At 70.1% G+C, this 15,035-nt stretch carries 11 protein-coding genes; 5 read left to right on the top strand and 6 right to left on the bottom strand.

Features of this window, described 5'->3' with window-relative positions; translation table 11 throughout:
• Positions 1-33: 33 nt before the first annotated feature.
• Complete coding sequence (locus D7X74_RS30005; protein WP_120536438.1) at positions 34-330, bottom strand: hypothetical protein; 297 nt, start codon at positions 328-330, stop codon at positions 34-36.
• Between the two features lie 223 nt (positions 331-553).
• On the opposite strand from D7X74_RS30005, the gene D7X74_RS30000 reads away from it, so the two are divergent.
• Positions 554-958 (top strand): VOC family protein, encoded by a 405-nt coding sequence (locus D7X74_RS30000; RefSeq protein WP_120536437.1) that lies wholly within the window; start codon positions 554-556, stop codon positions 956-958.
• Between the two features lie 103 nt (positions 959-1,061).
• Here the strand turns inward: D7X74_RS30000 and D7X74_RS29995 are convergent, their stop codons facing one another.
• Both D7X74_RS29995 and D7X74_RS29990 read right to left on the bottom strand, forming a co-directional pair.
• Positions 1,062-4,625 carry an endopeptidase gene (locus D7X74_RS29995; RefSeq protein ID WP_120536436.1) on the bottom strand — a complete coding sequence of 1,188 codons (3,564 nt, stop codon included), beginning with the start codon at positions 4,623-4,625 and terminating at the stop codon, positions 1,062-1,064.
• Between the two features lie 222 nt (positions 4,626-4,847).
• Entirely contained in the window at positions 4,848-6,347 is a 1,500-nt protein-coding gene (locus D7X74_RS29990) for a glycosyltransferase family 39 protein (RefSeq protein ID WP_120536435.1), read from the bottom strand.
• Between the two features lie 102 nt (positions 6,348-6,449).
• Between D7X74_RS29990 and tesB the strand changes: the two genes are divergently transcribed.
• Positions 6,450-7,319: an acyl-CoA thioesterase II gene (tesB, locus tag D7X74_RS29985; protein ID WP_120536434.1), complete on the top strand. Its 870-nt coding sequence runs from the start codon at positions 6,450-6,452 to the stop codon at positions 7,317-7,319.
• Positions 7,320-7,367: 48 nt separating this feature from the next.
• On the opposite strand, the gene D7X74_RS29980 is transcribed toward tesB, so the two are convergent.
• Positions 7,368-7,928 (bottom strand): hypothetical protein, encoded by a 561-nt coding sequence (locus tag D7X74_RS29980; protein WP_120536433.1) that lies wholly within the window; start codon positions 7,926-7,928, stop codon positions 7,368-7,370.
• 80 nt (positions 7,929-8,008) lie between these two features.
• Entirely contained in the window at positions 8,009-9,226 is a 1,218-nt protein-coding gene (locus D7X74_RS29975) for a heparin lyase I family protein (RefSeq protein ID WP_120536432.1), read from the bottom strand.
• A 623-nt stretch (positions 9,227-9,849) separates the two neighbouring features.
• On the opposite strand from D7X74_RS29975, the gene D7X74_RS29970 reads away from it, so the two are divergent.
• Positions 9,850-11,643, top strand: a complete 1,794-nt coding sequence (locus D7X74_RS29970; protein ID WP_199732908.1) for a sigma 54-interacting transcriptional regulator — start codon at positions 9,850-9,852, stop codon at positions 11,641-11,643.
• A gap of 30 nt (positions 11,644-11,673) precedes the next feature.
• Here D7X74_RS29970 and D7X74_RS29965 read toward each other — a convergent pair whose 3' ends face one another.
• Positions 11,674-13,056 carry a hypothetical protein gene (locus D7X74_RS29965; RefSeq protein ID WP_233602319.1) on the bottom strand — a complete coding sequence of 461 codons (1,383 nt, stop codon included), beginning with the start codon at positions 13,054-13,056 and terminating at the stop codon, positions 11,674-11,676.
• 414 nt (positions 13,057-13,470) lie between these two features.
• Here D7X74_RS29965 and D7X74_RS29960 point away from each other — a divergent pair, with 414 nt between their 5' ends.
• Complete coding sequence (locus D7X74_RS29960) at positions 13,471-14,223, top strand: class I SAM-dependent methyltransferase (protein WP_233602318.1); 753 nt, start codon at positions 13,471-13,473, stop codon at positions 14,221-14,223.
• Positions 14,224-14,235: 12 nt separating this feature from the next.
• On the top strand, positions 14,236-15,035 hold an 800-nt coding region (locus tag D7X74_RS29955; protein WP_120536429.1), incomplete at its 3' end, for a ThiF family adenylyltransferase.

The following is a 15,035-nucleotide window of genomic DNA, read 5'->3' as shown; positions in this document are numbered from 1 at the left end:
GGATGAGGGGGAGGCGCCGGGGGGCGCCGCGCATCAGTTCGGCAGGTTCAACGACAGCGAACGACCGGCTTCGAAGCGGGGCTCTGACTTGAGCTTCTCCAGCACGCGCTCCGACGCGATGAGCGTCACCTGGGGCAGCATCCCCGGCTCGCTCATCCACTTCACCGCGCCCAGCAGGTGCTGGGCCTTGATGAACTCCAGCACGGCCCCGTGGAAGGCCTTGCCCTCTTCTTGCCAGGAGCGGGCCAGCTCTTGCCTGCCGCGGCGCTCGGGTGAGCGACGTGCGGGGGGCCGCGCTTCACGGGGCATGACGATGATTTCGATGAACATCGCGGCACCCTCCTGAAGGCACGGACTGCGAAGTGGCGCGGACTATCGCATGAACCTGTGTCCGCCCGCCGCCACGTGCCCACCCTTTTGCGGAAGGTCTTTTCCGCTTTCGGGACTTACCGGGCACCCTCATCTTGACATGCTTGATTTGCGGGTTTGATGGTGGGCCGTCTGCCAGTTGTTGGACACGCAGAAAATGAGAATCACCCCGAGGAGGCTGACCATGGAGCTGCACCACGGCCGTTTGTTCGACCACGTCCACCTTCAGGTCCGGGACCTGGAGGCGAGCAAGCGCTTCTACAAGGCGGTGTTGGAGGTGATGGGCATCGCGGTGTTCAGCGAGAGCGAGCGCCACCTCGCCGCGGACGAGCTGTACGTGAGCGCGGATTCGGAGCCCACGGCGCGCGTGCACCTGGCCTTCGAGGCGCCGGACCGGGAGCGCGTGCAGCGCTTCCATCAGGCGGCGCTGGCCGCGGGAGGCCGTGACAACGGCGCGCCCGGCGAGCGCTCCTACCACCCGGGCTACTACGCGGCCTTCGTGTTGGATCCGGATGGCAACAACATCGAGATGGTGTTCCACGGTCCGGCGAAGCGCTCGGCGCCATCGGTCGTCTTCCAGTGGGACTGAAGCCCCACCCTTGAAGCAGCGCGTGGGCGGATGAAAACGACAGGGGCCCCCGGGATGGTCCGGGAGCCCCTGGCGTGCGACGGGACTTCGCGCGGGTGGGTGATTAGCGCGCCGTCACGGTGCGACCCTGGACCTGCTTCGTGGCCGGGCCCGAGGGCGACGCGGCCACGGCGGACACGACGCTGAAGGCCAGGTCGTCACGTTCGTTGAACGAACCGGACACGCAGGCGCTGGTGGCGGTGCCGCCGTAGCGGAACTGCGCGCGCACCGCGTGCTGGCCGGTGGTGGCGCCCACCGTCACCGGGATGGAGAACGTCTTGAGCCCCACCGCGGTGCAGGCCTGGGCGGTGGTGACGGTCGTCCACGCGGGCGTGGTGGTGTTCGTCGTGTAGTACAGGTCCAACTGGTCCGTGGTGCCGTAGCACCACACCGTCACGTCCACCGTGAGCTGCTTGCCCGGGGTGATGAGGCCCTGGTCCACCGTCTTGAGCGACACGCGGTCGATGCTCTCGTCGTTGTGGTACGCGCCGGAGGCCCCGTCCGCGCACGTCGCGCCCAGGGTGTTGGGCTGGTTGGGCTCCACGCCGGTGGGCATGCTGCCGCGCCCGTTGACGAGCGTGGGGCCGGTGTCACAACCGCACACCGAGCCGCAGGCGGGCACGCGCGCGGTGGCGTTGTAGGTGGCGACCACCGGGGTGCATACGTTGGTGGTGGTGAAGCTGGCCGCGGTGCTGTACGCGCTCGCGCCGCAGCTGTCCGTGGCCCGCGCGCGCCAGTAGTAGGTGGTGAGGTTGGACAGGCCGGGCGTCACGTTCCAGGCGCTGGAGCCCAGGCCGGTGGTGCTGCGCACCACGTTGGTGAACGCGCTGTCCGTCGCTACCTGGATGTCGTACGCCGAAGCGCTCGCCACGTCCGACCAGTCCAGCGCCGGGGCCAGGGCGACGCCGGTGGCGCCGTTCGCGGGGGACGTCAGGGTTGGCGCCGCCAGGTTGACGCAGCCGCGCGTGGTGAAGCCGCGCGCCGCGGACCAGCCGCTGGTGCCGCCGCACGAGTTGAGCGCGCGCACGCGCCAGTAGTAGGCGGTGGTGGCCGACAGGCCGGGGGACACCGTCCAGGTGCTGGCGACGAGCGAGTTGGCGCTCCTCACCACGTTGGTGAACGCGCTGTCCGTCGCCACCTGGACCTCGTAGCCGGACACGCCCGTCACGTCCGCCCAGTCCAGCACCGCGAGCAGCTCCACGTCGGTGGCGCCGGAGGCGGGGGTGGACAGCGAGGGCGCGCCAGGCGCGGCGCAGGACGGCGTGGTGCAGGTGCAGGTGCTCGCCTGGCCGAAGCACGCGTTGCTGCTGGCGGGCACGACGGAGTAGCAGTACTGCCGGCCGTTGGCGACCTCCGGGTCCGTGTAGCTGGTGCCGGTGACGGTGGCCACGCGCGCCTTGCCGAAGTCACAGCCCGCGAAGCCCTCCGTCTTCATCACCCAGTACTGGCTGGCGCCCGCGGAGGCGGTCCACGTCAGGCCCACCTGGCTGTCACCGGCCGTGGCCGTGGTGACGGGCGCGGCGGTGGGGCCGGCCGCGCAGCCGCCGTTGGTGGGGGCGGGCGTGGAGCAGGCGATGTTGTGGCGGTTGTACGCCGCGTAGATGGCCGTCATGTGCGGGGTGCCGTCCGCCAGGTTGCCGTTGTCGTCGTCCGCGGCCAGCCACTGCATGTAGCCGTTGGTGGCGCCGCAGCCGTCGGACGTGCCGGCGGTGCAGTTGCAGGCGTGCCACGTGCCCACGTTGCCGCTGCCCTGGTAGAACAGCTTGTTGCCCAGCAGGAACGCGTCGTTGGAGGTGTAGTTGAAGGGCGCGGCGGTGAGGTCGCGCGTCACCAGGTCCCACGCCGCCTGACGCACGGGGGAGGCCGCGCAGTGGACCTGCTTGCTGCACGGGCCGCTGCCGGCGGAGCACATCTGGCAGGTGAAGTTCTGCGGCGTGGCGGGGATGTTCGGCGCGCTCGCCGCCCAGTCCGCGTCACGCACGCCGGAGCAGCGCAGGTTGCACCAGGACTTGCCGGCGACCTGGGACTCCTGCTGGTTGTAGCCGGAGCCGTCCGGGGTGAGGCCGCAGCCGGTGTTCGTCGTCTGGAAGAAGCCGTAGCCCACGCAGGAGGTCTGCAGGCGCAGGATGGCCGCGATGTCCGCGTAGCCTTCGCTGGAGTTGGACAGAGAGCCGTTGGCGTCGAAGTCGTCCATGCCGTGGCCCCACTCGTGGTCGAACACGGCGCCAATCTCACCGGTGTTCCGGCACCCGCCGCCGCTGCGGTAGAAGTTCACCGAGCTGCCGTTCCAGAACGCGTTGCACGTGCTGTTGATGTTCACGTTGGACACGAGCTGGCCCTGCAGCCACGTGTTGGTGGGCAGCCAGCCGCGGGCCACCTCCGTGATTTTATTCAGCTCGTAGAAGCTGGAGCGCGCCGCCGCGGTGTTGCCCGCGGAGGTGCCGGCGGGCACCGTGCAGTCGTGGTCGTTGTTCACGCCGCCCAGGTTGATGTTGCCCGTGGCGGAGCTCACGTTGATGGCGCCGCAGCTGTCGGCGATCCGCACGTACTTGCCCGCGAGCGTCGTGGTGACGTTGCCGGCGCTGTAGTTGTAGATGCCCGCGCCGTCGGTGAAGTTGTTGGGGGCCGCGAAGCCGGTGTTCGCCCACGGCATGGGGGAGTCCGCCTGCATCGTGCCGCACGTCGCGTTGGACGCGCACGTGCCCACGTTGGTGGACGGGTACACGCCGCCCTTCAGCTGCGCGTCGAAGTAGTGGTTGTCGTCCTCCACGGCGAGCACCTCGCCGGAGTTCGCGTCCACCGTCACCTTCCAGCGCTCGTTCTCACCGGGGTTGGAGAAGCCGTAGCTCCACACCAGCGCGTGGCCATAGCCCTGGCCGAACGCCGCGCCCGTGCGCGCGAACGGGGTGACCTCCAGCGTGGGCTGCTGCCAGAGGCTCGTGGGCGTCAGCGACTGGCCCAGGAACGTGCTGCCCGCGGTCAGCGCCTGCGACGCCGCCAGCGTGGGCTTCACGTCGATGGCCACGTTGGCCCACGACTCGGTGCCCAGGAGCACCAGGTTGCCGTGGCTGATGGTGGCCGCGATGCGCCCGTGGCGCACCGGCACGCCCCGCACCACCTGCGGGATGTGCACCTGCCACAGGGAATCCGTCACGGCCGTCACGCGCGGCGCGCCCAGCTGCATCAGGTCCACGCCGAGCGCGTCCTGGTTGTCCGCGATGAACTTGAAGACCAGCTCGCCCACCACGGACTCATCCACGCCGCCCACCGAACGGCCCAGGCCCTGGCGCACGTCGTTGAGCGTGACGCCGTTGCGGAAGCCGTCACCGGGGATGAGCGGGAAGCTGCCCTGGATGCCCGTGGCCGTGCCGGACAGCGGATCCAGGTACACCTGCACGTTGCCGCCGTTGCGGGCCAGGAACCCCGCCCACTTGTCCGCGCCCACGCGCGGCATCAGCGTGCGAGCCTTCTCCAACGGCACGTTCTGGATGGGCAGGTACAGGTCCGGCTTGAAGAACGCCTTCTTCGCCACCGCGCCCTGCTGCGCGGGTTGGGGGGGTTGGACCGCGTACGTCGTGGACGACACCAGGAGGGCGAGACAACAGACTGCGGACCGCAGGGGGCGCATGCACGTCTCCTCGGATGAAGCCGTCGGACGGGACCGACGGGCTCCGGGGCGGAGCGCTCCTGGCTCTAGTTCACAAGCTTCTTAAGATTGAATTGCGGCTATTCCTGAGTAATGGATTTTTCTGGAATATCGCGTGAGTTCAATGGCTTGTAGTGTTCACTGGAGAAACCTTCACTCCCGGAGCATTTCGTTCTGCTCGCAGTATTCCGCCGGGAGTCCTGCTCAGGGTTGGGGCCAGAGGCGGACGCGGTCGTCCTGGATGAGCTTCCCGTTGGCGGCGTCGGTGCTGCCGCTGGCCATGAAGCGGCGGGGCACGTCGCGCGTGGCGAGGACGGCGGCTTCGACCCACAGCAGGATGAGCAGCGCCCCGGCCACCACGGGCGCCCTCCGGGCCACCGCCGCGTGGCGCTCCGTCAGCAGCTTCAGGGGCAGCACCAAGAGGGGCAGGAGCGCGGGGAACACGACGAGCAGTCCGCGCGCGTAGCCGAAGAAGGCGAGGGTGACGAGCACCCGGTGCAGCACCACCAGCGACAGCAACCGGAACGGCGCGAACGCCGTGCGCAAGGACAGCAGCATCCCCGCGAGGAGCAGCGCCGCGAGGGGCCACTTGAGGAGCGCCGCGTCGGGGACGAACACGTCCACCGGGGCGCGGGCACCGGTGAGGCCGCCGGGCACGTCCGACACGCCCAGGCCCAGGCGCAGGCCGTCCAGCCACAAGTCCAGCTTGGTCCACGCGAGCCGGGCCGCGTCGCCGGGCGCGTCCACCATCCACCGCAGCCCTTCGGCATAGCCGTGCAGGAGCAGGCGCCGGTGTTCGGGCCGGGAAGGGTCCAACTGGCCGTTGAAGCCGCCCTGGTTGATGAGCGCCGGGGTGAAGCCGCCGGTGGCGCCCGCGTGGTTCGCCATCGCGAAGTTGAGCGGCCCGTACACGGTGACGGGCACCCACTCCGGCAGCGGCTCCAGGTGGGGCGCGCGGGCATTGAGCTCTCGCATCGCGTCCAGGTTGCGCACCGCGCCCGGCACCAGCACCAGCAGCGACACGCCCACCGCCACGCCCCAGCGCGCCATCCACGGCTTGAGGGGCCGCGTGCGCTCGCGCGCCGTCCACGCATACACCAGCAGGAAGGGCCACAGGCCCAGGTGTTCGGCGCGGGTGAGGGTGCCCAATCCCATCACAATGCCCAGGGCGATGGTCGCGGGCCATGACAGGGTTTCGCGGCCCTTCAGCACCAGCGCGCAGGTGAAACACAGCCACAGCGCCGACACTGTTTCATTGCTGTACGTGGTGGAGAGCACCAGCCAGCCGAAGCTCGTGGCGTACAGGCCCGCGGCGACCCAGGCCCACGCGTTGCCCAGGAGCCTCTTCCACCAGCCCTGGCACAGGGCCACGGTGGCTGCGCCCAGGACGGCGAGCGCCAGCTTGTACGGCAGCGCGCTGCCCCGGGGCTCCCCCAAGAGGCGGTACAGGCCGCCGAGCAGCGCGGGGAACAGGGGCGGGTGGTAGGGCAGGGCGGCGCTGGCCTCCCGGCCCCGGACGGCGTCCAGCGCGGCGGTGTGGAAGAACTTCGCGTCGCCCGCGAAGAAGATGGAGAAGGGCCAGTCCCGGTCCGGAGCGCCCCAGAGGTACAGCCCGCGCAGGAGCAGGCTCGCGGCGAAGGTGGCCCCAAGGCTCCAGGCCCCCGGGTGTCGCCGGACGGCTTCGCGCAGGGAAGGCAGGCCCACGGGCTCCTCCGGAAGGGAAAGGCGCCGCACTCTACATTGGGCCGCGCGTACAGGCCGGGGGCTGGGGTAGAGACGGGGTGCGTCAAACCGGGAGGACGACACATGAGTCGCGTGCTGGATGAGCTGTTGGGGCTCCTCAAGCTGGAGCCCATCGAGGAGAACCTGTTCCGTGGCGCCAGCCAGGACCTGGGCTTCCGCCAGCTCTTCGGGGGGCAGGTGCTGGGGCAGGCGGTGTCGGCGGCCAGCCAGACGGTGGAGCCCGCCCGCACGGTGCACTCACTGCACGGCTACTTCCTGCGGCCCGGGGACGCGGGGCTGCCCGTCGTCTACACGGTGGACCGCGTGCGCGACGGCGGCAGCTTCACCACCCGCCGCGTCGTCGCCATCCAGAAGGGCCAGCCCATCTTCACGTTGATGGCGTCCTTCCAGGCGGACGAACCCGGCTTCACGCACCAGGCCACCATGCCGGACGTGCCGCCCCCGGAGTCCCTGCCCTCGGACATCGAGCTGCTGGGGCGTCACGCGGGCCGGATGTCGGAGCGCCTGCGGGAGAAGTTCCTGTCCCCCAAGCCCATCGAGATGCGCCCGGTGACGTACGTGGACCCCTTCGAGCCCAACCCCGCGGAGCCGGTGAAGCACGTCTGGTTCCGCGCGGACGGGGACGTGCCCGACGAGCCGCAGGTGCACCGCTACGTGCTCGCGTACGCCAGCGACTTCAACCTGCTGGGCACCGCGCTCCAGCCGCACGCGGTGACGTTCCTCCGGCCCGACCTCCAGATGGCCAGCCTGGACCACGCGCTGTGGTTCCACGGCGACCTGAAGGTCAACGACTGGCTGCTCTACTCGCTGGAGAGCCCCTGGGCGGGCAATGCCCGGGGCCTCGCGCGAGGCCACGTCTTCACCCGCGACGGGCGGCTGGTGGCCTCCGTGGCGCAGGAAGGCCTGCTGCGCCTGCGCCCGCCAGCGCGCTGAAGGAAACGGGCGCCGCCCTTGAGGGTGAGGCGGGAGGCGCCCGCGGTTTCAGAACCGGAGGCCGCGGTCCGGCAGGCGGTCGAAGTCGATGCCGCCGCCACCCCCGTCCCCGTCCGTCGTGGGGTCGATGAGCAGCCCCGCCGTCACCACCGCCGCGAGCACCCCGATGCCGATGGCGCCCGTGAGCAGCAGCGTCTTGCCCAGGCTGAACTCGCGCAGCCGGCCGTGCTCCACCTCCGCCATGGGCACGACGAGCGGCGCGGTGTCCGGCTTGAGCGGCACGCCCTGGAAGCGGGTCGTGTCTACCGCCACCTGGATGAAGCGCTGCTCCTCAGTCTGGAAGCGCGCCTCTTCCGGCTCCTTCGGGGGGCCCACCAGCGCCAGCGGCGTGTCGGAGGTGAACTGGTGCGTCTCTCCGTCCATGTCCCGCACCGCGCGCCGGCGATCATTGGGCCGGTTGAGCATCACGTCGCCCAGCTCCTTCAGGAGCGCCGCGTTGTCGTCCTTGAAGCCATCCAGGCGCGTCAGTTCCGACCTGGGAATGGCATAGGTCGTCGTACAGGCTGACGACAGCAGGGACACGGCGATCAACACGGCGCACGAACGCATGGAGACGGCTCCTCCGGGGTGGGCCGCAAAGCCTATCCCGGTGCGTGCCCCGTCGCCTACCGGGGCACGCGGCCGGTGTTTCACTTCAGCTGGTAGTTGGCGTCCAGCACGTCTTCCTTCGTGCGGCCCATCACCCAGCCGTCGTGGTAGACGACGCCCACGGGCGCGACGGTGTCGTTCCGGTACAGGCCGATCTTCAGGTAGTTGAGCTGGCCGCTGTACTGCGTCGCGATGAAGCGCTTGGGCAGCACCAGGGTGCCGTTGTAGTACAGCTCCACGAAGCCCACGCTGGCGTTGGGCGACCACTTCACGTGGAAGATGAAGTCGTGCCACTGGTTGCGCACCAGGGGCGTCTTCCAGACGATGACGCCCGGGTCCCCGCCGATGTTGAGCCGCATCTCCTCCCCGTACACGTAGAACTCCACCGGGGGCGAGCCGCAGCAGCCGTCGTGGTGCCACTGGGTGAAGAGCTGCCACGTCTTGGCGCTGGGGAAGTCCGACGGGAAGCGGTTGCTCCAGCGGTACCAGTACTCGGAGCCGACGGCCTCCTTCGTCTGCTTGAAGATCTCATTGCGGTTGCCGCTGGAGTTGATGGGGTCATCGCCCTGGCGCACGGTGGCCTTGAGCGCGTAGCCGCCTTCACGCACCGGCGAGGGAATCACCTGCAGCCGGTCCGAGCTGACCATCTGCGTGCCGTCCCACTGGCCCCGGTCGCCGGACTCGAAGTCGCCCCGCCAGATGATGCCGCCGGGCGTGGGCGTGACCACGGTGCCCGCGCAGGGGCGCGCCTCCGCGATGCTGGCCCAGTCGTTGACGGTGTTGCCCTGCACGTAGACGCGCACCCGGCGCGTGTTCAGGGAGGTGAACTTGTACGTCTCCGCCGCCGTCGTCGTCCCGGAGCTCTTGCCGCTGTACACCTGCGTGTACGTCATGCCGTCCGGAGATGTCGACACGGTGAACGTGTTGGCGCGCGTGTTGCCCTGGTGCCACGCGATGGAGATGGCGCCCACGGCCTTCGTGGAGCCCAGGTCGTAGTCGATCCACTGGCCCTTGCCGAGGCTGCTCCAGCGGGTGTCCAGCTTGTCGTCCAGGGAGTTGGTCGCGATGCTGCCGGCGCCGTCGTCGCCGCTGGCCTTCACACTGCTGGGCGTGAGCTGGGTGCAGCCGCTGGTGGTGAGGTCCTCGCCGGAGGTCGTCATCGACGGCGGGGAGTCATCCAGCGGAGCGTCATCCGGTGCGCCACAACCGACGGCGCCCAGGACGAACAACGTTTCAACCAGGAGGAGGGTTTTCTTCAAGGGAGGGCCCAGGGGGAAAGGACAGGCAAAGAGAAAGCCGCGCTCCGCAAGACGGAGAAGGCATGGCGCGCGACCAGGGAATGTCTGGCTTTACGGCGGGCAATCCCCTTCCTCGCTCCGGGACCTGTGCGACAGGGCCGTGCTGAAGGAAGGGAAAAGAGGGTGCGGCGTGTGTTCGTGCTCCATCCGGCAACCGGGGGAAGGGTTGCCGTGCTCCAAGGTGATAATTGAAATACCGAAGTTCTATTTCGGACACAAGTCAGGCCGTGCCCGCCTGCATGCCCAGCAGGTACGAAAAGGAAAGACAGACATCTGTTTCAGACGGCCTGGGTGGAATCCTTCAACCCCCCGCGAGGGCCGATACGGCGCGTGGCGTGGGAGGCGCACCGCTGGCGCGCGGGTGCGTTCCGGCCTGACGCGCTGTGGTGCGGTGTGGGGGACCGCACGCACGCACCGGCCAGGGCATTTGCGACCCGTGTCCACTGGCATCGTGTCCCGGCGGCAGTCCCTTTGCCGCCGACTTGCGATGACGGGAGAATCAGGCAGAACGCCCCTGGAATGCCCGTGGATTTCAAGGAAGCCCGCCGCACCGCGGACGTGAGGCCGGTCGAGTGACGCACCCCATGACGCGCCCCATGTCCGCGCAGGTCCCACGGAGCGAGCGCAAGCCGCTGTACGTGAAGGTCGTGACGCAGCCGGCGTTGCACGGCTGCTGGTCCGTGAACATCAGCGAGACGGGCATCGGGCTCATCGCCACGCCGCGGCGTCCGTCGGAGGGCCCGCACGAGAACGAGCCGGTGGAGCTGTCCTTCTCCCTGCCGGACACGGGCGCGTATGTGCGCGTGCACGGCACGGTGCGCTGGCGCCACGACACGGCCGGGGGCGCGGGCACCGTCGCCGCGCTGGGCGTGAGCTTCGGCGCCTTCGACGCGGCGGACGGGGTGAAGCTGGCCCGCTACCTGTCCACGTCGCACCTCCAGGTGGCGGCCGCCTACGCCAGCGATGACGAGTCACGCGCGATGCGTCAGGCCCTGGATGGCGTGGCCACGCCGCACTTCGCCGCCAGCGCGGAGGACGTGCACGCGCTCCTGGCCCGGGGGGACATGGCCGCGCTTTTGGTGTGCGGCCAGGACGAGGCGCAGGCCCTGGCGTTGGTGGAGTCCCTGGGCGCCGTGAGGGCGGAGGTGGACCCGACGGGCGCGGGGCCGCCCAGCGACCTGGCCTCGCGCATCGTCTACTGCGCGCCCGCCGCGCCGGAGCGGCTGGTGGCGCTCTTCAACAGCGGCCGCATCTACCGGGCGCTGGGCGCGTGGCCGGATCCGGAGGACCTGCGCCAGGCGGTGCTCCAGGCGGGGCGCGAGCACGGCTTCCGCACCGAACAGTGGCGCATGGCGCTGGAATTGGAGCGCAACCTCTTGCGCGAGCGCGCGCTCGCGCAGGCCCCGGTGGGTGGCCCGGGCCGCACCGCGGAGGACGTGGGCTTCCGCAGCCCCGCCATGCAGCGGGTGATGGAGATGGTGCGCCTGGTCGCGCCGCACCGCGTGGCGGTGCTGCTGCAGGGCGAGACGGGCACGGGCAAGGAGGTGCTGGCGCGCATCCTCCACCGGCTCAGCGGCCGGGGCGACCTGCCGCTCGTGGTGCAGGACTGCGGCGCGCTCACGGAGACGCTGCTGGAAAGCGAGCTGTTCGGCCACGTGAAGGGCGCCTTCACCGGGGCGGTGTCGGACCACCCGGGCCTCTTCGTGCTCGCCAACGGCGGCACCATCTTCCTGGACGAAATCGAGAACACGACGCCCAACCTCCAGGCGAAGCTGCTGCGCGTGCTGGAGACGGGCGATGTGCGCCCGGTGGGCGGCACCCAGGTGCGCCACGTGGACGTGCGCGTCGTGGCCGCCAGCAACCGGGACCTGGGCGAGGAGGTGCGGGCGGGCCGCTTCCGCGCGGACCTCTTCTACCGGCTCAACAGCTTCACCATCGACATCCCGCCCCTGCGCGAGCGCCCGGAGGACATCCCGGAGCTGGCGCGGGCGTTCGTGGAGCAGTTCAACCGCACCCTCAAGCGCTCCGCCACCGGCGTCGCCCCGGACGCGGACGAGGTGATGAACGGCTACGGGTGGCCCGGCAACGTGCGCGAGCTGCGCAACGTGGTGGAGCGCGCGGTGCTCCTGTCCCGGCCCGGGGAGATGCTCACCCGGCGCCTGCTGCCCCCCGCGCTCATCAACAGCGCCGTCCCCCGCGCGGACCCCACCGGGGACGGCTCCCTGCGCGCCCGGCTCCAGCAGGTGGAGCGCGAGCTCATCCGCGAGGCCCTGGAGCGCCACGGCGGCGTCCTGCGCCGCGCGGCCGTGGCGCTGGGCATGGACCCGGTGACGCTGGGCCGCAGGGCCCGGCGCCACGGCTTGTGGAATCCGGAGTGAGCCGCTCCCCGGCCCGCCCGGTCCGGGGCCTCAGTGCGCCTGCATCCACTGGAGCATGGGCGTCCACACGCGGGCGCGTGCGTCCCGGGCGAGGAACAGGTCGGCGTGCCCGTAGTCCAGGGCGCGCTCGGACTCCGGCCGGTTGCGCACGGTGTGCACGGTGACGTCGGTGCTGCCCAGCAGGCGCACGGAGTACTCGCCGTAGCGCCCCACGCCGCCCGCCGCGCCCACGTACAGCACCGGCACCTTCACGTCCTTGAGGTGGTCGTCGTACGGCACATCCAGGCCGCACAACTGCGCCTCCGTCTCCACCACCTCGTTGAGGCTCTGGTACGGCACCGCCAGCTGGAGGTAGTCGAAGAGGGCGGGCTCCGGCGTGAAGGCCGTCTGGAAGGGCAGGCCCGCCGTGTCCGGGAGGCTGGCCGCCAGGTGGTAGCCCGGCGTCAGCGGCATGATCGGATTGGGAAAGAGGGCCCCGGTGGCTCCGGCGGCGATGACGGCGAACTGCCGGTTGGTCGGAAGCAGCGGGCTCGCGAGGCCCGACGGCGCGAGCGGGGAGGGCGCGTTGGGCGCGTCGTCCGCCAACTGCCCGATGAGCTGCACCCCCACCCCAGGCGCGGGCCCCAGCAGGCCCCCTTCCGTGCGGCCCTTGCGTGCGGCACTCAGCGCCGCGTAGCGATCACACGCCCATTGGCGCTGCTGCACCGCGTCCGGAGCGAAGCGCACCGGCATGTCCATGGGGATGAAGCCGTCCACCTTCCGCTGGCTCCGGGGGCGCTGCGACTCCGCGTCCAGGTACGCGTACCCGATGGTGGCGCCCCGGCTCCAGCCGAGCAGGAACATCCGGTCGCCGTTGCCGCCGCCGGACAGCCGCCGCACGGCGTTCGCCAGCGACAGGCCGGTGCCCAGGTCCTCCACGTGCGTGTCCAGCTTCCAGTTCGCCATGAAGCGGAAGTCCGTCTCCGCCTCCGGCACGCCCACCCACCGCAGGTCCAGACCCCACACGTCCACGTCGTTGCTGGCCAGGAACGTCGCCAGCGACTGGTTCGCGGGCATGGTGCTCACCCGCGTGTTGGTGAGGAACGCCGGCACGAAGGCCCACAGGTCCCCGTGCACCATGAACACCGCGCGCGAGCTGCGCGCCGGGAACCAGGGCCGGGACTCGCGCACCACCCGGTGCACCGCGACGACGTCGTACCTGCCCGTCCCCACGCGCACCTTCCAGATGTAGTGCGCCAGGCCGCCACCCAGCGGCTCGCGCTTCGCCGTCAACCCGGGCAGCCCCGCCGCCAGCAGGGACCGCGAAAGCTCCTGGGACTGCACGGCCTCATCCCGCACCACCGCCTGGAACTCCGCCGCCCCCGACTCCGCGCGCAGTCCCAGGAACAACACCAGCACACACCACAAGCTCAACGACCTACGCATACCGACCTCGACTCGCATGAGGGTCCCCCACGCAGAGAAGCCCAGGGGGCTGACATCTCCCCCCTCGCTTCGGCTGCAGGCGCTCCATGAGCACCTTCCGCGCCAGGGTTCAAACCATTGATTTTATTGGTTCAGCCCCGCAGGGCATGATTCACCGCTGAAGGCCACCAGGGGATGGCGCCAACGCGCTCCCAGTGAAAAGCCGTCCCACGGGGCGTGCTTCGAATTTGAGACATGCGCACCACGAATGGCGCGGGACCTTTCTGACGGCGACCTCACCCGGCCGGCCCGCCAGGGTATGCCCGTTCATTCAATCCAACACATACATGTGAAACAGGCAAGTCCTGAATGGTAGGGGAAGACGGCGGGGCGATCGCGCACGGGGCGGGGACGGGAGACAACGTGGGTTCCCACCCTGAGGCCATCAAGGGAGCCCCGATGCCCGAGTCCGTCTTTGTCGACAACATCTGGAACGATTTCGCGCACAGCTACGACGAGATGATCCCCGAGCTGCCGTGCTACCAGCGGCAGCTGGCGAAGATCCTCCGCGACACCCGGGAGCGCCCCTACGTCATCGACGCGGGCTGTGGCACGGGCCTGGTGAGCCTGCCGCTCGTGCAGCGCGGCCAGCGGGTCATCGGCTTCGACAACAACGCGGCCATGCTCCGGCTGGCGGCGCGGCGCCACGAGCGTGAGCCGGACGCGGTGCGCGCCCGCTGGACGCTGCTGCCGGGGGACGTCAGCTCCTTCCCGCTGGAGGTGGAGGGCGGCGCGGACGCGGTGGTGATGAACAACGTGCTCTTCTATGTGCGCGACCCGGAGGTGGTGCTGCGCGAGGCGTGGACGCACCTGAAGCCCGGCGGCGTGCTGTGCATGACGAGCAACAAGCGCCCCCGGCCGGACCTGGAGAAGGTGCTCACCAACTCCATCCAGGAGTGGCAGCAGGAGGGCCGGTGGAACGAAGGGCTGCAGCGGGCGGTGAAGCACCACCGCACCTGCGCCCAGCGGCTCACCACCGACCCCAACGAGATGGTGACCTTCCTGGACACCGACGCGGCGGTGCGGCTCCTGGAGAAGGTGGGCTTCAGCGACGTGCTGGTGGCCGACGGCGACGACTACTACGGCGAGAACTTCTACGTCTGCATGCGCAAGTAAGGAGCCTCATCCATGGTGAACCCCCGTTTCCAGCGCAACCTTGGTGTCCTCCACCCCCAGACGATGGACAAGCTCTCCACCACCCACGTGCTCGTCGCGGGCGTGGGCGGCGCCGGCGGACAGTGCGCGGTGGACCTGGCCCGCCTGGGCTTCGGCTGCCTGACGCTCGCGGACTTCGACGTGTACGAGCGGCACAACATCAACCGGCAGATTGGCTGCTTTGAAAGCACCCTGGGCCAGCCCAAGGTGGACGTGGTGGAGCGCATGTGCCGCGACATCCACCCGGACCTGCGCGTGCACAAGGTGCATGAAGGCATCACCGACGCCAACGTGGCCGCCGTCCTCGCGGGAGGCGGGGGGCTGCCGCCGGTGGACTACGTGGTGGAGGTCATCGACATCGCGGGCGCGCGCGCCAAGGAGTCGCTCCACCTGACGTGCCGCCAGCAGGGCATCCCCATCATGACCGGGCTGATGCTGGGCTTTGGCGCCGCGCTCCACGTCTTCCAGCCGGACGCGCCCCTCTACGAGGAGATGTTCATCCTGCCGGATGGCCGCATCGACCTGCCGAAGATCATCCCGCACCTGGGCAGCTACATGCTCCAGGAGTACATGGACGCCTGCTACCAGGGACGGGGCCACGCCCCCACCTGCGTGATTGGCGCCACCACCGCCGCGGGCCTGATGGTGAGTGAAATCATGCGCGGCGTGATGCTGGGGCCGCGCGCGATGGTGTCCTGGCCCGAGTACCTCTACGTGGACCTCTTCGACCACCGCTACGTCCGGGGCTCGCTCGCCCCCGCACGCCCCGCCGC

Origin of the sequence: Corallococcus sp. CA047B, assembly GCF_003612065.1 — a bacterium.
Taxonomy (GTDB): Bacteria; Myxococcota; Myxococcia; order Myxococcales; family Myxococcaceae; genus Corallococcus; species Corallococcus praedator.
Note: the sequence above shows the minus strand (reverse complement) of the source record. Positions and strands in the feature narration are given on the sequence as shown.

Excerpts from the sequence above, each read along its gene's own strand:
- D7X74_RS30000 (WP_120536437.1), top strand. The coding sequence starts at position 554 with ATGGAGCTGCACCACGGCCGTTTGTTCGACCACGTCCACCTTCAGGTC.
- D7X74_RS30005 (WP_120536438.1), bottom strand. The coding sequence starts at position 330 with ATGTTCATCGAAATCATCGTCATGCCCCGTGAAGCGCGGCCCCCCGCA.
- tesB (WP_120536434.1), top strand. The coding sequence starts at position 6,450 with ATGAGTCGCGTGCTGGATGAGCTGTTGGGGCTCCTCAAGCTGGAGCCC.
- D7X74_RS29980 (WP_120536433.1), bottom strand. The coding sequence starts at position 7,928 with ATGCGTTCGTGCGCCGTGTTGATCGCCGTGTCCCTGCTGTCGTCAGCC.
- D7X74_RS29970 (WP_199732908.1), top strand. The coding sequence starts at position 9,850 with ATGACGCGCCCCATGTCCGCGCAGGTCCCACGGAGCGAGCGCAAGCCG.
- D7X74_RS29995 (WP_120536436.1), bottom strand. The coding sequence starts at position 4,625 with ATGCGCCCCCTGCGGTCCGCAGTCTGTTGTCTCGCCCTCCTGGTGTCG.